This window comes from Shewanella sp. VK101 (genome assembly GCF_056497865.1).
This window is the reverse complement of record NZ_CM151402.1, coordinates 3,714,338-3,734,515: the sequence shown is the minus strand read 5'-3', so window position 1 is coordinate 3,734,515 and position 20,178 is coordinate 3,714,338. Positions and strand designations below refer to the sequence as shown.

General features: G+C 54.9%; 18 protein-coding genes and 3 pseudogenes. 4 read left to right on the top strand and 17 right to left on the bottom strand.

Going from position 1 to position 20,178, the window contains the following annotated elements:
* Nucleotides 1–63: 63 nt before the first annotated feature.
* Together ACSHSR_RS16720 and ACSHSR_RS16715 are read right to left on the bottom strand one after the other, a co-directional pair.
* Nucleotides 64–327: pseudogene (locus ACSHSR_RS16720) on the bottom strand (IS4 family transposase); the annotation flags it as partial.
* A gap of 209 nt (nt 328–536) precedes the next feature.
* Nucleotides 537–707, bottom strand: a pseudogene (locus ACSHSR_RS16715) (transposase); the annotation flags it as partial.
* Between the two features lie 76 nt (nt 708–783).
* Between ACSHSR_RS16715 and ACSHSR_RS16710 the strand changes: the two are divergent.
* Nucleotides 784–1,773 carry a transposase gene (locus tag ACSHSR_RS16710; protein WP_479630963.1) on the top strand — a complete coding sequence of 330 codons (990 nt, stop codon included), beginning with the start codon at nt 784–786 and terminating at the stop codon, nt 1,771–1,773.
* A 459-nt stretch (nt 1,774–2,232) separates the two neighbouring features.
* Here ACSHSR_RS16710 and ACSHSR_RS16705 read toward each other — a convergent pair whose 3' ends face one another.
* A complete protein-coding gene (locus ACSHSR_RS16705) occupies nt 2,233–2,865 on the bottom strand; it encodes a DUF2913 family protein (protein WP_144165700.1) in 633 nt (210 codons plus the stop codon).
* Between the two features lie 295 nt (nt 2,866–3,160).
* Here ACSHSR_RS16705 and ACSHSR_RS16700 point away from each other — a divergent pair, with 295 nt between their 5' ends.
* Together ACSHSR_RS16700 and ACSHSR_RS16695 are read left to right on the top strand one after the other, a co-directional pair.
* Complete coding sequence (locus ACSHSR_RS16700) at nt 3,161–3,718, top strand: DJ-1/PfpI family protein (protein ID WP_028781593.1); 558 nt, start codon at nt 3,161–3,163, stop codon at nt 3,716–3,718.
* A gap of 412 nt (nt 3,719–4,130) precedes the next feature.
* A pseudogene (locus ACSHSR_RS16695) lies at nt 4,131–4,376 on the top strand (ribbon-helix-helix domain-containing protein); the annotation flags it as partial.
* A gap of 97 nt (nt 4,377–4,473) precedes the next feature.
* Here the strand turns inward: ACSHSR_RS16695 and ACSHSR_RS16690 are convergent.
* The 12 genes from ACSHSR_RS16690 to leuS form a co-directional block, all read right to left on the bottom strand.
* Nucleotides 4,474–5,775: a DEAD/DEAH box helicase gene (locus ACSHSR_RS16690; protein ID WP_071237160.1), complete on the bottom strand. Its 1,302-nt coding sequence runs from the start codon at nt 5,773–5,775 to the stop codon at nt 4,474–4,476.
* A 272-nt stretch (nt 5,776–6,047) separates the two neighbouring features.
* Entirely contained in the window at nt 6,048–7,229 is a 1,182-nt protein-coding gene (locus tag ACSHSR_RS16685) for a serine hydrolase (RefSeq protein ID WP_025011671.1), read from the bottom strand.
* Between the two features lie 128 nt (nt 7,230–7,357).
* Nucleotides 7,358–8,149 (bottom strand): septal ring lytic transglycosylase RlpA family protein, encoded by a 792-nt coding sequence (locus ACSHSR_RS16680; RefSeq protein WP_044735018.1) that lies wholly within the window; start codon nt 8,147–8,149, stop codon nt 7,358–7,360.
* Nucleotides 8,136–9,131, bottom strand: a complete 996-nt coding sequence (gene mltB, locus ACSHSR_RS16675; RefSeq protein WP_107353571.1) for a lytic murein transglycosylase B — start codon at nt 9,129–9,131, stop codon at nt 8,136–8,138. The genes ACSHSR_RS16680 and mltB overlap by 14 nt, the downstream gene beginning before the upstream one ends.
* Nucleotides 9,132–9,142: 11 nt before the next feature.
* A complete protein-coding gene (rodA, locus tag ACSHSR_RS16670; protein WP_025889581.1) occupies nt 9,143–10,246 on the bottom strand; it encodes a rod shape-determining protein RodA in 1,104 nt (367 codons plus the stop codon).
* The gene (gene mrdA / locus ACSHSR_RS16665) at nt 10,230–12,074 is read right to left on the bottom strand and encodes a penicillin-binding protein 2 (protein ID WP_025011673.1); all 1,845 of its coding nucleotides are present in this window, start codon (nt 12,072–12,074) and stop codon (nt 10,230–10,232) included. Before mrdA ends, rodA begins: the two co-directional genes overlap by 17 nt.
* Before the next feature lie 87 nt (nt 12,075–12,161).
* Complete coding sequence (rlmH, locus tag ACSHSR_RS16660) at nt 12,162–12,632, bottom strand: 23S rRNA (pseudouridine(1915)-N(3))-methyltransferase RlmH (protein ID WP_039034324.1); 471 nt, start codon at nt 12,630–12,632, stop codon at nt 12,162–12,164.
* Nucleotides 12,632–12,961 carry a ribosome silencing factor gene (gene rsfS / locus ACSHSR_RS16655; protein WP_025011675.1) on the bottom strand — a complete coding sequence of 110 codons (330 nt, stop codon included), beginning with the start codon at nt 12,959–12,961 and terminating at the stop codon, nt 12,632–12,634. Before rsfS ends, rlmH begins: the two co-directional genes overlap by 1 nt.
* 91 nt (nt 12,962–13,052) lie before the next feature.
* Complete coding sequence (gene nadD / locus ACSHSR_RS16650; RefSeq protein ID WP_054745754.1) at nt 13,053–13,745, bottom strand: nicotinate-nucleotide adenylyltransferase; 693 nt, start codon at nt 13,743–13,745, stop codon at nt 13,053–13,055.
* 9 nt (nt 13,746–13,754) lie between these two features.
* Complete coding sequence (gene holA / locus ACSHSR_RS16645; protein WP_345866957.1) at nt 13,755–14,786, bottom strand: DNA polymerase III subunit delta; 1,032 nt, start codon at nt 14,784–14,786, stop codon at nt 13,755–13,757.
* A complete protein-coding gene (locus ACSHSR_RS16640) occupies nt 14,786–15,295 on the bottom strand; it encodes an LPS-assembly lipoprotein LptE (RefSeq protein ID WP_342656014.1) in 510 nt (169 codons plus the stop codon). Before ACSHSR_RS16640 ends, holA begins: the two co-directional genes overlap by 1 nt.
* A 17-nt stretch (nt 15,296–15,312) precedes the next feature.
* Nucleotides 15,313–17,892 (bottom strand): leucine--tRNA ligase, encoded by a 2,580-nt coding sequence (gene leuS / locus ACSHSR_RS16635; protein ID WP_479630962.1) that lies wholly within the window; start codon nt 17,890–17,892, stop codon nt 15,313–15,315.
* A 122-nt stretch (nt 17,893–18,014) separates the two neighbouring features.
* Here leuS and ACSHSR_RS16630 point away from each other — a divergent pair, with 122 nt between their 5' ends.
* Nucleotides 18,015–18,515 carry a zinc ribbon-containing protein gene (locus ACSHSR_RS16630; protein ID WP_025011679.1) on the top strand — a complete coding sequence of 167 codons (501 nt, stop codon included), beginning with the start codon at nt 18,015–18,017 and terminating at the stop codon, nt 18,513–18,515.
* Between the two features lie 163 nt (nt 18,516–18,678).
* Here the strand turns inward: ACSHSR_RS16630 and ACSHSR_RS16625 are convergent, their stop codons facing one another.
* Together ACSHSR_RS16625 and ACSHSR_RS16620 are read right to left on the bottom strand one after the other, a co-directional pair.
* A complete protein-coding gene (locus ACSHSR_RS16625; protein ID WP_479630961.1) occupies nt 18,679–19,332 on the bottom strand; it encodes a tetratricopeptide repeat protein in 654 nt (217 codons plus the stop codon).
* The gene (locus ACSHSR_RS16620; RefSeq protein WP_479630960.1) at nt 19,319–20,164 is read right to left on the bottom strand and encodes an SDR family oxidoreductase; all 846 of its coding nucleotides are present in this window, start codon (nt 20,162–20,164) and stop codon (nt 19,319–19,321) included. Before ACSHSR_RS16620 ends, ACSHSR_RS16625 begins: the two co-directional genes overlap by 14 nt.
* Nucleotides 20,165–20,178: the final 14 nt, after the last annotated feature.

The window sequence follows — 20,178 nt, the reverse complement described above, 5'->3', positions numbered from 1 at the left end:
GTTCGCTGCGCTCACTGGGACCTCGCTACGCTCGGCCCTTTAACGCAGCGCTGGAGGATCCCCTCATAACTCTGGCCTCCCAGAGGTGTTAACCAGTTTAAGAAATTCACCCCAAGCCCAGCGAAAATGCGATTCTTTGATTGAGTATTCCGGACGTCGTCTCACTTCTTTGCCGAGCCGGAGCACAGATAGCACGTTTCTGTCACGTATCGTATTGGCTTGAAACCTCCGCTGCCACCCCAGATGCCTGGCTGCCAGACCGATGCACCAAAGCAGGATTTCTGCCAATAAAGCTATCAGCAACAACACATCATAACGGCGTGGACAAAAAAATAACAAAGACACCCATTATTAGCTGAGTGAAGACTCTAGTTGCCTGGTTCACAGAAAAACTGATGTTTTCACTGGGAGAAAATCATCTTTCAAGCCTTTTGAGGGCCATTCAGTTATTGAAATGAGCGCAAAAGTCAAATTTCAGACACGATGTCGGTCGAACAAAGTTCGATTGAAGAAAAATATCTTGGAGCCTCGGGGATTCAGCTAAACAGCTGCTGACAATGAGCGGCCCCCTGCCTTCGTCGTCGTTGCAGGTGAGTACAGTAGTCCGTAAGAGATTCCAGTGTACCAACCGGCCCCTTGAATAGACGGCTAAAGTTGGTCGTCAACTTGAGCCAGTTGTCGATGGGGATGTTTAGAAAAGATAGGACAGCCATATCTTTTTGATGTTTCGCCCAGGCTTGACTAGGCTTTGAAATACCCATCAAAGCTCAGTCGAGATTGGTTATGACCACCGCCCGTCGCCAGTTGATAGATGCTGAAAGTACGCCCTTTTACCACGTGATTAACCGTTGCGTGAGAAGGGCATTTTTGTGTGGTGAAGATGCACTGTCGGGGCGCAGTTACGAACATAGACGTGGCTGGATAGTGGATAAAATCAGGCAGTTGTCGTCAGTATTCTGCATCGACGTTTGCGCTTATGCGGTCATGAGTAATCACTACCATTTGGTGCTCAAAATCGACCTTGCTACGCAACAAGCGTTGTCACCATTTGAAGTCATTGAACGTTGGACAATGCTCTTTAGTGGCAATCCTGTAGCGGCAAAGTTCCTCAAGGGCGATAGTCTCTCAGACGGTGAGCGAATACTTTTGGATACGCTGATTGGTGATTGGCAGGAACGCCTTGGCAGTATCAGTTGGTTTATGCGCTGTTTAAACGAAGATATCGCCCGCAAGGCCAATCGAGAAGATGGTTGCAAGGGCGTATTCTGGGAAGGACGCTTTAAGTCGCAGGCGCTGCTCGATGAACAGGCGCTGCTGGCCTGCATGATGTACGTGGATTTAAATCCCATTCGCGCAGGTATTGCTGATTCACTACAAACTTCTGATTACACATCCATTCAGGAGCGCATAGAAGAAGTTGCTGAGCCTGCATCTGCCAACGCTTCAATTAAGCCACTGCTGCAATTTGATGGTGCAGCCACTGCCACCGAACAAAGCGGCATTCCGTTTCACTTTGCCGACTATCTGGAGCTGATTGATTGGACAGGTCGGGCGGTGCGGGAAGACAAGCGTGGCTTTATTACCTGTTCCAGGCCCAAACTACTGCTTGAGCTTGGTATCAGCGACGATGCCTGGATAACTTCTGCCAAGGAGTTTCGCCACCAGTACAGTGGCATGAGTGGCCGATGGGATGCGATGTGTGCCATGAAGGCCAAATATGGCGGTAAGTGGTGCCGGGGTAAGCAACAAAGCCAAGCAATACATCCCCATTAACTTTAAACCGTTCGTAATTTTGCATAAGCAGGCTTAAGCCTGCCGTTGGCCTGCCTGGCAATCGCAGTTTTTGTATGAAGCACGCAGATTACTCATCTCAGAGAGTCTCATTTCCAAAAATCCGTCGTTATTTATCAGAGACTGACCCCTGCAACGTGCTCCTCGCGGCTCAGAAAGTGTTTAGGATGTCCTGTATATTTCGCCCATCCGCACCGCAGGTGATGGACTACATAGTGGCCGGAAGCTCGCCAATACTAACTTAGGAACTTTTAGCTGAAAGCTATGCTAGCCGCTGTGGCAGCGGCCGAAAGCCGCAACCCTTCTATTGGCTAACAACCCCATTATTGAACACAAGGTGGATTCAGCGAACTTGGCCGGGGGACTGAGAAACCCGGACATGGCTCTTGCGGTGAGAGTGTTCACCAGTGCTACTTCCAAGGTCATGTCCAATGCTGAAAGTTAAGCCTTGAGCAATGCCAATGCGGGCTGTTGGTTATCAGGATAGAGTCGATAAGCCTTATGGTGCTTGATGCAACTGGCTTTCTTATCCCCCTGGCTGAGCAGAAGCGCATGTTTGACAGAAAACTGGGCAATCAACTGCTCGTCGGCGCGGATGTAAAGGGTGATGGGTTTGATCAATTTGCCATCGAGCAGATGCTGCTGATACTGCTCTGTGGAGATCACCAAGCTGTTTTGCCCCTGGCTGTCTAATTTGAGTTTACCGCTTACTTCAAAGTCGAGGATGACGAGCCAGCCTTCGGCCTGGAGCTCGGCAATCAGGTTCTGGAGCGATTGCCCCACTGCGGCATTATTGATGGCTGGCAGATATTGCGCCTGGATACGTTGAAGTACCTCGGGTAACTTGGCACCGGCCCCCAGGCTTCGGCCCTCTCTTATCCAGCGAGTGAGATCTTCTGCTACTAACTTTGAGAAACGTTTCTCTTTTAGTGACTGCACCATCCAGTTGCAGAGGAAATGACTTTCCGCCGCCGGGGTCTTGATGCTGCCGGCGGCATGGTTACGTTCCGCCAAAGCAGCGAGGCCGGCCTGGGTTAATGCCAGCAAGGCCTGATTGTAGCTTTGTTCTGTCATTGTTTTTCCGCGTGTAAGAGATATGGATGGGGCGCTGAGTATACCCTAAGCTGCAGTTTTCTATATCAGGCAGACAAAGAAAAACCACCACAATGGTTATCAGTAAGACAGTTATCCGATCTGTCTTCGCAGCTATCTTACTGTAAATTTTTCAATCTCAAGGATATCACTTGTCTGCCGGGCAACCGGGTTGTTTAATGAACAGAATGAGGTAGTAGCCGGTTGTTACCTCTGCCTCTATGGGCTTGGTTAAGATGAGTCTGATGGTGAGTCGATGGAATAACAGGAGAAGACAATGGCTAACGTATTGATCCTTGCCGGTGATTATGTGGAAGACTATGAAATCATGGTGCCGTTTCAGGCGCTGCAGATGGTGGGCCACAAGGTTACTGCTGTGTGCCCTGAAAAAGAGGCCGGTGATACTGTCAGGACGGCTATTCATGATTTTGAAGGCGATCAAACCTACAGTGAAAAACCTGGGCACAACTTCGTCCTCAACGGTGACTTTGAACAGATAAGTGCCGATGATTTTGATGCGCTGTTGATCCCCGGCGGCCGAGCACCCGAGTATCTGCGTCTCTATGATGAAGTGCTTGAGCTGGTTCGAGCCTTTGCCAAGGCGGATAAGCCGATTGCCGCAGTCTGTCATGGGGCGCAACTGCTGACCGCCGCCGGAGTGGTGCAGGGCAAGAAGGTGTCGGCTTATCCTGCCTGTGCCCCCGAAGTGCGCCAAGCCGGTGGTGAATATGCCGATATCGAGGTGACAGAAGCGATTACTGACGGCAAGTTGGTTACAGCGCCGGCTTGGCCTGCCCATCCTCAGTGGTTGGCGCAGTTCCATGCCTTGCTCTGAATTCCACTGCCCAGGGCCTTGTCCGCTCTGACGGAAAAGGTCATCTAAACGGGTCTTTCACTTGGCCGGAGATGCTATGTGTGAAATCTATTCCGGGGCGGCTCCCGCCTTGTTTGAGTTGAAAACCCGCTCGGTGCGTATATACCGTTCCTTATAGGCATTTAATCTGCTCAGAGCTGTGTCAGCCAACTGAGTACAAGTCGGATTGTCGATGGCATAGTGGTGCTATGGCGAGACAAGTTGGCGCAGTAATCGGGTGGCTGACAAGCTCCCAAAGGGGCGAGTTGAAAAGGTACGTATACATCGCAGAACAAAGTCGACTTATCCCGATAAATCTTCCATTGTCCCGCTTGCCTCCGCACCTTTTCATTCTCGCTGAGCGAGCCAACGCCTATGTGGAACGGTATTAGGCGTCGTCACCAGTATTCGCCTGGAAGCGATTTTTTGGCAGTTGCTGGAGGATATCGCTGCCGAGGCGGGGTTGAGTCTCGGTGAGTGCCTCAGCCGTATCCATCAAGAGGCCTGCTGCAAGGAAGGGCGAGTCAGCAATTTTGCATCCTTGCTGCGGGTGGCTTGCACCACCTATCTCAATCGCGGTGAGCGCTTGTCCCTTAGGGGAGCAAGCTTTGCCGCCGAGAATGCAAGTGTTTCCAGCTAGTGATAAATCCAGCTAAAACCCAACTAGCCAAAAGCCGCGCAGTGCGCGGCTTTTTAATGATTCAACATCGGAGCAAAAGCCCGTCATGCGGGGCGGCTCACTTGAGCTTCTTGGGCTTGATGCCGCTGGAGCCGACTTTAACCTTAACTCTGCGGCCGGACATGCTCTTTTCCGCTGCGACCTGCTCCGATGCGCTGCTGGCGCCCGGCTTTTTCTTGGCGAAGCTGCGGCGCTTTTGCAGTTGCTTGAGCAGGAGATCGCGATTACTCACTTCATAGCCTGGCATCATGATGCGCTTGAGTTTTTGGCCGATCAGTTTTTCGATGTCGGCCAGAGTGCGCTCTTCTTCGCGGCTGACAAAAGAGATGGCGACCCCCGTCTTGCCGGCGCGGCCGGTGCGACCGATACGGTGCACATAGTCCTCTGCCAGGAAGGGCAGATCGTAATTGACCACATACTCGAGATCCGGAATATCCAGGCCGCGGGCGGCCACTTCGGTGGATACCAACACTCGTACCTTGCCTTCCTTGAATTCTCTGAGCGCCCGGCGACGGCTGCCCTGGGCTTTTTCACTGTGCACCACGGCACTGGCAATACCGTCGAGATTCAGCTCCTTGACCAGATGATCCGCATCTTCACGGGTGGCGGTAAACACCAGCACCTGCTGCCAGTTCTTGCGCCCGATAAGCTCAGACAGGAGTTCACGCTTGCGGCGCTGCTCTACCGGGTAGACCACCTGGCTAACGGTCACCGCTGTGGTGTTTTGACGGTCGGCGGTGATGACCTTGGGCTTGTTCATTATCTCATCGGCCAGGCGCCTTACCGCGCCAGAGAAGGTGGCCGAGAACATCAGATTTTGCCGCTGCTTGGCGGCGCTCTGAAGTATTTTGTTGATATCGTTGATAAAGCCCATATCCAGCATACGGTCGGCTTCATCCAGTACCAGTACTTCCAGCGAGCCCAGGCTCAGGTTACCGGCCAGCAGTTGTTCCAGTAAACGCCCCGGAGTGGCTACCACTATGTCGGCGCCTTGTTTGAGTTTGTTGACCTGAGATGCCGACTTGACACCGCCAAACAGGGTGGCCACCGACAACTGCAGGTATTTGCCGTATTGGCGGGCATTGTCGGCAACCTGGGACACCAGCTCACGGGTCGGTGCCAGGATCAGGGCCCGGATATTGCCGGGTTTGAGTTCGAGCGGGTTATCCTGCAGGCGCTGCAAAATAGGCAGCACAAAGGCGGCTGTCTTACCTGTGCCCGTCTGGGCGCTGGCCAGCACGTCCTGACCGCGGCGAACCGCAGGGATGGCCTGTCTCTGAATCGGTGTCATGCTCTCATAACCGCACTCATTGAGCGCGCGGAGTATTTCGGGGGCAAAACTGTATGATTCAAACTTCATCTCGATATTCCTGTATTCAACCGCTTGGCGTGTGTCTTAGCTATTTCGGGTGTCGGCGGCCCAAATGCCGGAAGCTCAGGCCTGAGTAAACGCCAAGTGCCGGGATAACCCGGGCGGGCGCGGAGTATAGCAAAAAAATCCACCAAGGCCTGCTCATTTCTGCTTTATTCTTGCACTGCAAGGATAAATGCCCTGAGGCGCTGCGGATATCACTGTCTCTTGCAGATACAAGAATGCCGCCCGCAGGCGGCATTCTCTCACGATTTATTGGCTTAGCTGAACCAGCCGGCAAACATCTGCTTGAAGTAGTCCATCAGCTTGCTGAACCAGCTGCCTTCGTTGACTTCTTCCAATGTTACCAGTGGGAACTGGGCAATGTCTTTACCATCAAGCTGGAAGTATACCCGGCCGACGACTTCACCCTTGGCCAGCGGTGCGGTCAGTTCTTTGGTCAGTTCGAAGTTGGCCTGCAGGTTTTTAGCCTGACCCCGGTTGATGGTGACAGGAGTGTCAGTGGTTACACCCAAGTCCACTGTGTCACGGTCGCCGTACCAGATCTTCTGGGTGACAAAGCTGTCACCGGCCTTGTAAGGGGTGATGGTTTCAAAGAAACGGAAGCCATAGTTGAGCAGTTTCTTGCTCTCGGCCTTACGGGCGGCTTCACTCTTGGTGCCCATGACCACGGCAATCAGGCGCATGCCGTCTTTGGTGGCTGAGGATACCAGGTTATAGCCGGCACCCGAGGTGTGGCCTGTCTTGATGCCGTCGACATTGAGGCTGTTATCCCACAAGAGGCCGTTACGGTTGTACTGCTTGATACCGTTGTAGGTAAAAGATTTTTCCTTGTAGATATCGTACTCGTTGGGTACATCACGGATGAGGGCTGCACCCAGCAGCGCCATATCATAGGCGGTGGATTTGTGGTTGTCCGAATCCAGGCCGTGGGAGTTTTCAAAGTAGCTGTCACGCATGCCCAGCTGTTTGGCCCAGGAGTTCATCAGATCGACGAAGGCGCCTTCGGTTCCGGCAATGTGCTCGGCCATGGCAACACAGGCATCGTTACCGGATTGGATGATTATACCCCGGTTCAGATCCGAGACTTTAACCGTCTTGCCGACTTCGATAAACATCTTGGAGGAGTCGGGGAAGTTCTTCGACCAGGCGTTCTTGCTGATGGTCACATCGTCATCGGGAGAGACATTACCCGCCTTGATCTCCTGACCTATGACATAGCTGGTCATCATTTTGGTCAGGCTGGCAGGGTTGAGGCTTTCGTAGGCGTTATTTTCCGCCAGTAAGCGCCCTGAGTTGTAATCCATCAAGACATAGGCCTTGGCGGCAACATCCGGTGCATCTGGGACGACTATCGGGGCATTGTTGGCCTGTGCGGCGGAAACTGAGGCACAGGCGAACAACAGAAAGGCTTTCGCGGGACTTTTTACAAAATTCATCATTACCTGAATACGTCTTCTGGTTGGAGTCGGAAAATATGCTGAAATTCGCAGCGAGTATAACATTAGTCGACCGGAGATTTCAGTTAAGGTTCCTTAATTAGTTAAAAATATGGTGGAATTTTGAACGCTTATGATTTTGGTTCAGTCACCATATAGCTGCTCGGGAAGCCTTCCTGCTTCAGCTTTTCCAGCAATTTGGCGGCAATACCTTCATGGCTGACCGGGCCGAGTTGCAGCCTGTATACCGGCTTGGCATCGGTAATTCGGCTCTTGACCTGATACTTGTTTTCAAGCTCTGAAGCCAACTCAAGCAGACGTTCGCGCGAGCCGGATGCCATCACCTGCACATAGTGCAAATTGTCGCTGCGAAGCTCGGCCATGGTCTGGCTCTCTTCACTGTCCTCAAACAGGACTTCCAGCCTCACCTTGGCGGTGCCTGTCTTCAGCATGTCCAGCCGGTAAGCCGCGGCGTAGGACAGATCTATCACCCTGTCTGGGTGAAAGGGGCCACGGTCATTGACCCTGACAACCACGCTCTTGTTGTTGGCCAGGTTGGTGACCCTGACATAACTGGGCAGTGGCAATGTCTTGTGCGCCGCCGACATGGAGTACATGTCATAGGTTTCACCGTTGGAGGTCAGATGGCCGTGAAACTTGGCGCCATACCAGGATGCCAGCCCCTCAACCTTGTACCCCTTGCCGGACGGCATCACCTGGTAGGACTTGCCTCTGACCTGGTAATCCTTATTGCCCTGTTTGCTGTAGGGTTCGAACCTGGGATGGGCATCTTCCACCTTGGAGACATCCGGGGCATCGGCCGGAGGCCTATCATCTTTCATGGTGTAACGGCCCGAGTTGCCGGCACAGGCGGCCAGCAGAATCGAAGCGGTCAGTGGCAGCAATAGTTTAAGTCTTGTCATGGTGGGCTTTGAGTTGTTCACTGAATTGATAAACCGCCATGGCATACAGCGGGCTGCGATTGTAACGGGTGATCACATAGAAGTTGTTCAGCCCCAGCCAATAGTCGTTGGCATCGGCCTGTTCCAGCTCGATAAGCAGCGCTTTTTGGCTGGCATCCAGATCCCGGTTTTCCTTCAGTGCCACCTCGGGAGAGAGGATATCGGCCACTTGGTAATTGAGCTTTTCTCCCTTCCAGACCTTGGCCTTGGGTGTGGCTGTGGTGCTCAGCTCCAGCGCCACCGGCTCACCGGCTTTCCAGCCGTGACGGTGAAAATAGTTGGCTACTGAACCTATGGCATCGTCGACACTGCCCAGCAGATCCCGCTTGCCGTCACCGTCAAAGTCGACCGCGTAGGCCAGATAGCTTGAAGGAATAAACTGGCCATAGCCCATGGCGCCGGCGTAGGAGCCCAGGAGCGTTTCCTTATTGAGTTGCTCCTCTTTAAGCAGCGTCATCAGCTTGGCAAATTCGCCGCGAAAGAAAGTCGCCCGTGGCGGGTAGTAGAACCCCAGGGTATAGAGGGCATCGATCACCGGGTACTTGCCCATGTAACCGCCGTAGAAGGTTTCAATACCGATAATGGCCACTATGATTTGCGGATCCACGCCATAGGTCTTGGCGGCGCGCGCTATGGTCTGTTCGTGCTGCTGCCAGAAATTCAGCCCGGCTTCGAGGCGCTTTTCGGTCAGAAAAATGGGGTAGTACTGATGCCAGGGTTTGGCCTCCCAAGGGCTGGAGATGGCATCCAATACCGCCTGGTTTTTCTGGGCCGAGGCGAGGAAGCTTTCGACTTCTTGCTGGCTAAAGCCCTGGCTCTGTTGCTGTTTGATAAAATCCTGCTTGAGCTGCTCGGGAGAGGGCACCTCGGCGGTGGCACAGGCGCTGAGGTTGAGACTCAGCAGCAGGCCCAGAGGTGCGAGCAGCTTTTTGAATGTCGGCATGTAAGGCGTTCCTATCTGTCGATGAAGCGTCTATGGGTGTGAATACTCATTAGAATGCCAAAAGCGGCCATCAATGTCAGCATAGAGGTGCCGCCATAACTTATCAGCGGCAGTGGGACTCCCACTACGGGCAAAATACCGGACACCATGCCGATATTCACAAACACATAAACGAAGAAGGTGAGGGTCAGCGAGCCGGCCAGCAAGCGGGCAAAGCTGGTTTGAGCCCTGGAGGCGATCACCAGGCCGCGGCCGATCACATAGAGATAGAGTGCCAGCAGCAGCAGACTGCCGATAAGGCCAAACTCCTCACCGATCACGGCGAATATAAAGTCGGTGTGGCGCTCCGGCAAAAACTCCAGCTGCGACTGAGTACCATCGAGCCAGCCCTTGCCCCAGAGTCCGCCTGAACCTATGGCAATCTTGGACTGAATGATGTGGTAGCCGGTACCGAGCGGATCGGCCTCGGGATCCAGCAAGGTCATCACTCGATTGCGCTGGTAGTCGTGCATCAAAAAGAACCACAGAATCGGTAGCAGCGCCAGCACGGCGGCGATAAAACCGCCGACAATGGCCCAGCTCATGCCGGAGAGAAACAGTACAAAGATCCCCGAGGCGGCCACCAGAATTGAGGTGCCGAGATCCGGCTGTTTGGCGATAAGCAGAGTGGGGATCAGCAAAATCACCCCTGCACCGGCCAGATAACGCTTCTTCGGCGGCAAGGGAAACTTGGAGATAAACCAGGCCATGGTGATAGGGAAGGCCAGTTTCATCAGCTCAGACGGCTGAAACTCCATGAAGCCCAGGTTGAGCCAGCGTTGGGCGCCCTTGTTGATCTCACCGAAGAAATGCACCCCCAGCAGCAGCGCGACCCCGGCAATATAGATGGGCAGAGCCCAACGGCGAAACACCTCGGGGTTAATCTGGGCGATAAACAGCATCAGCCCAAGGGACAGCCCCATACGGAATAGCTGCCGCTCCATCATGGCCAGGTCTTCACCGCTGGCAGAATAGATGACGAACAGGCCAAAGCCCATCAGGCCCAGGATGCCGAGCAGCAGCGGCAGATCGATATGCATCTTCTGCCAGATATTGGGTTTACGGCTGTGGCTCATGTTTCAACTCCCAGGTATCCCGCAGCAGATATTCATCCAGCATGGCCCGGGCAACCGGCCCGGCGTTGGCGCCGCCCCAACCGGCGTTTTCCAGTACCACCGCCAGCACTATTTTCGGATTTTCGTAGGGGGCATAGGCGATGATCAGCGCGTTGTCGCGCAGATGCTCGTCAATGGAGTCCGCATCATACTTCTCATCTTCGGCAACGCTGAAGACCTGGGCGGTACCTGTCTTCATCGCCGCGGTATAACTGGCATCAGTGAAGCGACTCTTCTGCGCGGTGCGGCGCATGGCCTCGTTGATGATCTCCCAGTTATTTTTGTTTTTCAGCACTATCGGCGGCCTTTCATCCACCGGCGTCTCAATGCGGGCTGTGTTGTCCTTGATGGCCTTGAGCAGGTGCGGGGTAAAACGTTTGCCGCGGTTGGCCAAAATGGCTGTGGCATTGGCCAGCTGCAACGGCGTGGTGGTCCAGTAACCCTGGCCAATCCCGACCGAGATGGTGTCGCCTATGTACCAAGGTTGGTTGTACTTGAGGCGTTTCCAGTCCCTCGATGGCATTACCCCGGCAGACTCTTCGAAGATATCCACCCCGGTATTCTGACCGAAGCCGAACTGATCCATAAAGCCGGAGATCTTGTCGATGCCCACCTTGTAGGCCATGTCGTAGTAGAAGGTATCGCAGGAGTGAACTATGGAGTCATAGACATCCACCCAGCCGTGGCCCCAGCGTTTCCAGTCGCGATATTTACGGTCGACCCCAGGGATCTGCCAAAAGCCCGGATCCCAGATGCGGGTCTTCTCGCTAATGGTTTGATCTTCCAGCCCCAGGAGCGCCAGATGTGGTTTGACCGTGGAGGCCGGGGCATATTGCCCTTGGGTTGCGCGGTTAATCAAGGGGCGCGAGCGGCTGTTGAGCAGCTCGCTGTAGGCCTTGGAACTGATCCCGTGCACAAACTGGTTCGGGTCATAGCTGGGGCTGGAGACCATGGCCAGAATCCCGCCGTCTCTTGGGTCTATTGCCACGATTGAGCCGCGGCGGCCATCCAGCAGCTCGGTGGCCTTTTGCTGCAGCTGCAGATCCAGTGTCAGGTAGATATCCTGTCCTGGCTCGGGCTGGGTCACCTTGAGGGTGCGAACACTGCGTCCCAGGTTATTGACCTCTTCCTCCAGATGCCCGGGCAGGCCGTGGAGCAGGCTCTCATAGAACTTTTCTATCCCCTGTTTGCCAATGTCTTTGGTGGCGGCATAGTTTTTCCAACTGCCGGAGCGTTCCAGCGCGTCTCTGTCCCTGGAGTTAATTTTGCCGACATAGCCCAGCACATGGGTCAGCAGGCTGCTGTAGGGATAGTGGCGTTTAAGACCGGCATCGACATAGAAACCATCGAACCTGTGTTGGTTAACACTGAACAGGGCCACCTCGTCTTCCGTCAGCCGGGTCTTGAGCGGCAAGGGCTTGAAGCGGCGGTGATATTTCAGTGACTCGGTGAAGCTGTCGCGCTCATCCTGACTGAGGTCGATAACGGTTGAGAGTTCATCCAGCGTCTGCTGCATGTTCTTCACCTTCTCCGGGATCACTTCCAGGGTGTAGAAGGGCAGGTTCTCTGCCAGCAGCTTGCCGTTACGGTCATAGATCAGGCCGCGGCTGGGCGCCAGCGGTACCACTCGGATACGGTTATCATTGGAGCGGGTTTCGTAGTCTTTGAAAGACACCACCTGCAGATAGTAGAGGTTGCCGAGCAACAGGCTGAGCAAAGCGACCACGCAGACAAAGGTAAACAGCGCCCGGCGTTTGAACAGTGCCGCCTCGGCGGCGTGATCATGCATGGTTATTCGCTTTCTACGCGGCAATGGATTCTCTCCGGCTCAAACAGTTAATGCAAAGTCAGCTAATGCAAGTGGCTCTTGGGTGCCTTATTCCCTGTGGTAGGGATGATTGTTGTTGATGCTCCAGGCCCGGTAAAGACTCTCGGCCACCACGACTCTCACCAAGGGGTGGGGCAGGGTCAGGGCCGACAGACACCAGCTTTGGCTGGCGGCTTGTTTACAGGCGGGAGCCAAGCCTTCCGGGCCGCCTATCAGCAGGCTGACATCCCGGCCATCGAGCTGCCATTTTTCCATGGCAGAGGCGAGTTCCGGAGTAGTCCAGTTCCTGCCCGGCAGATCCAGAGTGACGATATGGTTGCCCTTGGGAATCGCGGCCAACATGGCTTCGCCCTCTTTTTGCAGAATACGGGCGATATCGGCATTCTTGCCCCGCTTGCCGGCGGGGATTTCAACCAGCTCCAGCGCCATGTCCCTGGGGAAGCGGCGCTGGTACTCGGCGAAACCCTTGCTGACCCAGTCCGGCATTTTGGTGCCTACGGCAACGAGTTGCAGTTTCATCAGGCGTTGGCGTCAGACCAGAGTTTTTCCAACTGGTAATGTTCGCGGGTTTGCTCCTGCATCACATGCAGAATCACATCACCCAGATCCACCAGAACCCAGTCGCTGCTGTCGCGGCCTTCTACGCCCTGAGGTTGCATGCCGGCTTGCTTGGCTTCGGCAACCACATTTTCAGCAATGGCGCGAACATGGGTCTTGGATGTGCCTGAGCAGATAACCATAAAGTCGGTCACGTTGGACTTTTTGCTGACATCCAGCACGACTATGTCCCGAGCCTTGAGATCATCGACCTTGTCGACAACAAATTGTTTCAGTTCTGTGCCTTGCACGCTGAAGATCCTCTCATGTTTTTGATCAAGCGCAGTAGTATATCAGCGCAGGCGGGCAAGTCCCATAGCATTTATCGTCCATCCACCGCAGTTAACCGCCAAGATAGAGGCGGTTTGCGACTATATACTCGAGCACGGCTTTGGGCATGGCGGCGCGGCAGGCATTAATGTCACCGGCAGCGATGGCGCGGCGAATGGCCGTGGAGGAGAAGGGCTGCGGCTTGACCGAGAGGCTGATGATTTTGCCGTATTGTGCTTTTTCAATGCCACCGCTACTGCTATTGCCATTTGCATCGTCACAGACTCTTGCCGCCAAGGCCTGGGTGACCGAGCAGCCTCTTTGGGCCAGTTCGGTTTGGATTTCGGCGTCCTTTGGTAGGTTCCAGTCCGGGCGCTTGCAAACCACCAGGTTACACAGGGAAAACAGCCGCTGCCATTGATGCCAGCTCGGCAGTGACAGCAAGGAATCTGTACCCATGATGAATTGAAATTCGGCGCCTGGGAAAGCTTGCTGCAGTGCTTCCAGCGTCGCGACGCTATAGGAGGGGGCATTGCGTTTGAGCTCGATATCGCAAATGTCCATATCGGGGAACTCGTCGCAGGCCAGTTTAAGCATGGCCAGGCGCTGCTCGCTGCTGGCGGTGGCCTTGGCCTTGTGCGGCGGAATATGGTTCGGCAGCAACCAGAGCTTATCCAGCTCTAGCCGGGCTTTGACTTCGGCTGCGGGTTTGAGGTGACCATAGTGAACTGGGTCGAAAGTACCGCCCATCAGCCCGATACGCATCCTGTCTCCTCAGTCGAACTCAATATGGCCAAGATGGCGCGCCGCCTTGGGATCGAACAGCAAACACAGATGGGAAAGGCCGGTCCAGTTTTCCTGGCCTTGCTGTTTCAGTGCCAGCTCCAGTTTGGAGGCGATAGCCAGCATGGACTCTATGGCTTCCAGGCTCAGCCGGGTGAGGGCGCCCTGATAGAGCGGCTTGCGCTTGTCCCAAATTCTATGTTTGCCGAACAGGCTATTGAGGCTCTCGCCCTGACTGCGGGCCGATTGCAGCGTCAGCAGCAAGGTCAGCTCCTTTTGCAGCGCCCAATGGATAATGGGCATGGCGGTTTCTTCGGCCTTGAGCTGGGCAAGGATATGCTGGGCCTTATCCTGTTGGTTGGCCAGCAGGGCATCGGTCAATTGGAACACGCTGAAGCGGGATTGATCTTCGAAGTAGCGGCTCAGCTCTTCGCTGTCCACAGGACGGGCTCCGGCCAGCAGTTGCAGCAGTTGCATCGCCTGATCGGCCGCCAGCAGATTGCCTTCGTAGAGGGCATACAGCATGGCTCTGGCATCGTTTTTGAGATTGAGCCGATAGTATTGAATACGGCCGTCGAGCCAGCGCTGGAACTGGGCCCCTTCGGGTGTGGCGCAAGGAACATAAAGACCTTGGCTGTCCAGGGCTTTGAACCACTTGCTGTTTTGCTGATCGCGGCCAAGCTTGGGGCCGTCGATGATAAGCAAGATATCCGGGTTTTGTTCAGCAATAAGGCTTTGCAGCATGGCGCCGCCATCTGCACCCGGCTTGGCCTGGGGCAGGTTGAGCTCTATGATTCTGCGACTGGCAAACAGGCTCATGGCGTGCCATTCGTTGGCGAGATCTTGCCAGTTGAAGTTGGCTTCCTGAGTCAGCTGTAACCTTTCTTCAAAGCCTTGGCTGCGGGCGGTAGCCAGGATTTGCCGCTTGCTGCTGTCCAGCAGATAGGGATCGTCGCCCAGCAGCAGATAGCAGGATTTCAGCGGCGACAACTGCCGGTGTAACTGATCCGGATAGACCCGCATCAGTTCACCTCGATGGCGGCCAGAGTCTGGATGATGTTATCGGCGGCCTGAATGCGCATCTCTTTGACCAGCAACTCCATCTCGCGGCTCTTGGCCAAGGCGGTGCGAGGGTCGTCGAGATAATCGCGGCGGATTTCCACATCGAAAGGCTGTGCTTCCTTGCCCGGCAAAGACACGGCAAAACGCACATGGTAGATGAGTTCATATTCGGCGACGTTGCCTGTGGGGTAGAGCGACAAGGTTGAGCGCTCCAGAGTGTCGCTCAGCAGCACCAGCCGGGGAATGCCCTTGGCGGGTTCCCCTATGCCGACATTGTTGAGACGCAGGCGTTCACGCACCAGGCGGCTCAGCTCGCTGTATTTGTCGCTGCTCTCCAGGCTCAGCTTGCTGAGCTCGGGCGGAATGGAATAACTTCCCTGAAGTTGAAAGCCGCAACCGGCACTGGTCATAACGACCAGTGCCAGCAGGGCGAACATCAACTGCTTCACGCTTAAAGATAGTTTCAGCATGGATGTCCTGTTTTTTCTCAGTTGGCGACTATGTTCAGCAGTTTACCGGGAACATAGATCACCTTGCGGATGGTCTTGCCTTCGGTGTGCTTTATCACCTGTTCATCGGCCAGACCCAAGGCTTCGACCTCTTCCTTGGCGGCATCGGCCTCCACAGTGATCTTGGCTCTGAGCTTACCGTTGACCTGCACCACGATCAGCTTGCTGTCTTCGACCAGTGCAGATTCGTCGGTTTCGGGCCAGCTGGCTGACTCGATATCGCCTTCCATGCCCAGCTCCTGCCACAGGTTGAAGCTCAGGTGTGGGGTGATGGGGTACAAGAGACGCACCACGGCAGACAGGGCTTCGGCCATCAGGGCTCTGTCCTGCTCGGTTTCCTGCGGAGCCTTCTGCAGCGCGTTCATCAGCTCCATCACGGCGGCAATGGCGGTGTTGAACATCTGGCGGCGGCCGATATCGTCAGTCACCTTGGCGATGGTCTTGTGCAGCTCGCGGCGCAGTGCTTTCTGCTCGCCGGTCAGAGCCGCGATATCCAGCGCTGGAGCCGCGCTTTTGGCGATATGGTCGTGGGCCAGTTTCCACAGACGCTTGATAAAGCGGTGGGCACCTTCCACGCCTGACTCCTGCCATTCCAATGTCAGCTCCGGTGGTGAGGCAAACATCATGAACAGTCGCACAGTATCGGCGCCGTACTTCTCTACCATCACTTGCGGATCGATGCCGTTGTTCTTCGACTTGGACATCTTGCTCATGCCGGTGTAAGTCAGCTCATGGCCTTCATTGTCCACGGCCTTGAGGATCCGACCCTTGTCGTCTTTCTCAACCACGGTCACTTCCAATGGCGATACCCAAACGCGGGCGCCTTTCTCGTTGCTGTAGTAGAAGGCATCGGCCAGTACCATGCCTTGAGTCAACAGACGCTTGGCAGGTTCGTTGGAGTTAACCAAACCGGCATCACGCAACAGTTTGTGGAAGAAGCGGAAGTACAACAGGTGCATACAGGCGTGTTCGATACCGCCTATGTATTGATCTACCGGCAGCCAGTAGTCGGCCTTGGCTGGATCCAGCATCTGATCTGCCTTGGGTGAGCAGTAGCGGGCATAGTACCAGCTGGACTCCATAAAGGTGTCGAAGGTGTCGGTTTCGCGCAGGGCATTTTGGCCGTTGACTGTGGTCTTGGCCCACTCTTTGTCGGCCTTGATTGGGCTCTGGACCCCATCCATGACCACGTCTTCCGGCAGAATGACCGGCAGTTGTTCTTCAGGCGTAGGCATCACAGTGCCGTCTTCCAGAGTCACCATAGGGATAGGTGCGCCCCAGTAGCGCTGGCGGCTGACGCCCCAGTCGCGCAGGCGGAAATTAACCTGGCGCTTGCCTTTGCCTTCGGCACTCAGCTTGTCGGCGATGGCGTTGAAGGCGGCTTCAAAGTCCAGACCATCGAACTCGCCTGAGTTGAACAGTATGCCTTTTTCAGTGTAAGCGGCTTCAGAGATATCCAGCTCGCCATCGGCAGGCTTAATCACGCCCTTGATCGCCAGGCCATACTTGGTGGCGAATTCATAGTCACGCTGGTCGTGGCCGGGAACCGACATCACGGCGCCGGTACCATAGTTCATCAGGACAAAGTTGGCGGCCCAAACCGGGACTTCTTCGCCTGTCAGCGGGTGGATCGCCTTGAGGCCGGTATCGACACCTTTTTTCTCCATGGTGGCCAGCTCGGCCTCGGAGGCGGTGCTCTGCTTGCACTCTTCAACAAAGGCTGCCAGCGCCGGGTTGTTGGCGGCGGCTTTCTCGGCCAGTGGGTGACCGGCGGCAATGGCCACATAGGTCACGCCCATCACGGTATCCGGGCGTGTAGTGTAGATGTCGAAGCTATCGTCGGAACCGGCCACCTTGAAGGTCATCTCGACCCCTTCGGAGCGACCAATCCAGTTACGCTGCATGGTCTTGACCTGCTCAGGCCAACCTTCAAGGGTATCGATATCGTTCAGCAGCTCTTCGGCGTACTGAGTGATCTTGATAAACCACTGAGGGATCTCTTTCTGCTCAACCACAGTGTCGCAGCGCCAGCAGCAACCATCGATAACCTGCTCGTTGGCCAGTACAGTCTGGTCATTGGGGCACCAGTTGACTGAAGCTGTTTTCTTGTACACCAAGCCTTTTTCATACAGTTTGGTGAAGAACCACTGTTCCCAGCGATAGTATTCCGGGGTACAGGTGGCAATTTCACGGCTCCAGTCGTAGCCAAAACCCAGCATTTTCAGCTGGTTCTTCATGTAATCTATGTTTTCATAGGTCCAAGGCGCCGGCGCAGTGGCGTTCTTGATCGCGGCATTTTCTGCCGGTAGACCGAAGGCATCCCAGCCGATGGGCTGAAGCACATTTTTACCCTGCAGACGCTGGAAACGGGAAACTACGTCACCTATGGTGTAGTTACGCACGTGTCCCATATGCAGCCGACCTGAAGGATAGGGGAACATAGAGAGGCAGTAGAACTTCTCTTTACTCGGATCTTCGGTGACTTCAAAAGTTTTCTTTTCTGCCCAGTGCGTTTGCACTTTGGCTTCGATTTCTGAGGGATTATATTGCTCTTGCATCAGGTTTTTCGGCAATGCCGCCCATTATTTTGACATGCGCGCTATACTGCGCCGTTTAGATCTGCATAGAATAAACCAGAAGTGAGTCATTAAGAAAGGTTCGTCTTAAAGGAGTATTGGCCATGAGTGAGAGAAGTACGGAGTTACTGGCGCTGTATCAGGCCTTGATTGACAGAGTCAAACAACAGTATAACCAAGATAACTCATTGACAGTTAAGAGCTTATTTAACTCTATCAAGGAAGGGAAAGAGTATTTGGCCATCAAGCAGCAGGCCGGTGAGGCCGAGCTGTCTCTGGTCGAGGAGTTCCTCAAGCGGGATATCGCCAGTTATATCCAGAGCCAAACGGAAGATGACATCAGTTACAGCCCCACTATGCTGACACTGGAAAATACCCTCTGGCATTGGCTGGGCGAAATCAGTGACCGCAGCCAGGTGGAGTGGCACGAACTGGCCCATGAGTTCAAACACCATGGTTATTATCAGAGCGGCGATATCGTCAGTCAGGGCAAGATGGTCTGCAGTAACTGCGGCCATGAGATGGACTTCGAGTTCCCAGGCATCATTCCCGATTGCCCCGAGTGTGACCACTCGGAATTTACCCGTGAAGCGCTGGCGCCCTGAATCATAGATGTTCAGGCTTTCAATGGCTTGGAGCTCAAGGGAAAACCCTCAAACCCACAGACATAAAAACGCAGGCTCCGGCCTGCGTTTTCTATGCTGTTTATACCGTTTGAGACTGGCAGGTTTTGGCTGCAGATGTGCTGCTTCTCAACACAGGTTGTGATCAACTGTTATCGCGATAGGCGGCGATTTTGGCAAGTGCTGCCTTGATTTCCTGCTTGCGACCCGCATCTGCCAGCTCGCGCCCTGGCCTTGGGGCGGCTTCGAGCGCCTTTTGCAGGAAAGGCTGGGCTTCGTCATACCTGTCCTCTTCCAGCAGGAAGTCGCCGTAGAAGTAGTTGCTGTCTATACCATCGGGGTTGAGTTCCAACGCCTGCTTCAACAACTCCTCGGCCTTGTCATCGTCCCCAAAGCCCAGCGGCCAGCCGGGCACCTTGTAGTAAAGCACCCCGAGACTGGTATAGGCCGAGCCCTTGAGCGCGGTGGGATCTTGCTTAAGCGCCTGCTCAAAGTCACTGCGAGCCCGCTTGGTATACTTGAGGGCACCGAGGCCGCCGCTGACCCCGGCATAGGTAGAGTTGATAATCCCGTGCCAGATGCGCACGCCCGTACTTTTAGGGTGGGATTGCACCGACTCATCCGCCAGCTTCAGCAGTTTAACGAAGGCTTTTTCCTGCTCGTCGCCGCTGAGTTGATAGTTGTTGATGGCCCAGTCATGTTGCAACTGTTTGACGGCCAGATCGCTGGCGTCATCGGCCCAGAGCGAAGGACTCACCAGCAGCGCTGCGCTCAGGCACAAGAGTTTAAATGGCTTCATGTTTATCTCCTTCGGTGATGGGGTTGGCCGTGTCTTGTATTGGGATGGCCCTTTGGCAAAACTGGCGGATAAGTGGCAGTTTCTTGCGGGTATCATTGTTAACCAGGCCGGGCAGCAGGGCGTTTATCCGCACAAACAGCTTTTCCGGCCAACCGATAAAGCGGCGGCCCCGGCGATTATCGGCCAGATCCCGGCAGAGGATGTCGGCCACCCATTCAGGGCTGTCCTGACGGTTGCCGAGCGCCGAATTGAGCTGGCGCATCGATTCTGTGTTGAGTTCGGTATCCGTGGCTCTGGGGGCGAAATAGAGCACCTTAATCTTGCTGTCGGCCAACTCCCGCTCCAGTGCTTCGGTAAAGCCTCTGAGGCCAAACTTGCTGGCGCAGTAAAGACTGGAACCCGGGTAGCCTATGCTGCCGAGAATGGAACCGACATTGATGATGGCGGCCTCGGACTGGCGTTTGAGCAAGGGCAGCAGGGTGCGGCAACAGTTGATGGGCGCCTCCAGGTTCACCGCCATCATGGCGCGGGTATCACAGGTGTCGCTGGCTTCCAACATGCTGAGTTGATTGACCCCAAGGCAGTTGATCAACACCTTGGGGCTGAATACCCCGGCGGCCTGACGCAGCTGACACTGACCGCCACTGCTGGTCAGATCGGCACTTAAGGTGTGATGCTCCCCGGCAAGGCTCTGTTTCAGGGCATCGAGCTTGGCTTGATCCCGGCCGCAGAGCAGCAGTCTGGCGCCTTTGGCCGCCAGCGCCCTGGCGATGGCGCTACCGATGCCGCCACTGGCGCCCGTGATGATGACATTCAGATGCTTGAGTTCCATATTGGTCACCGTTT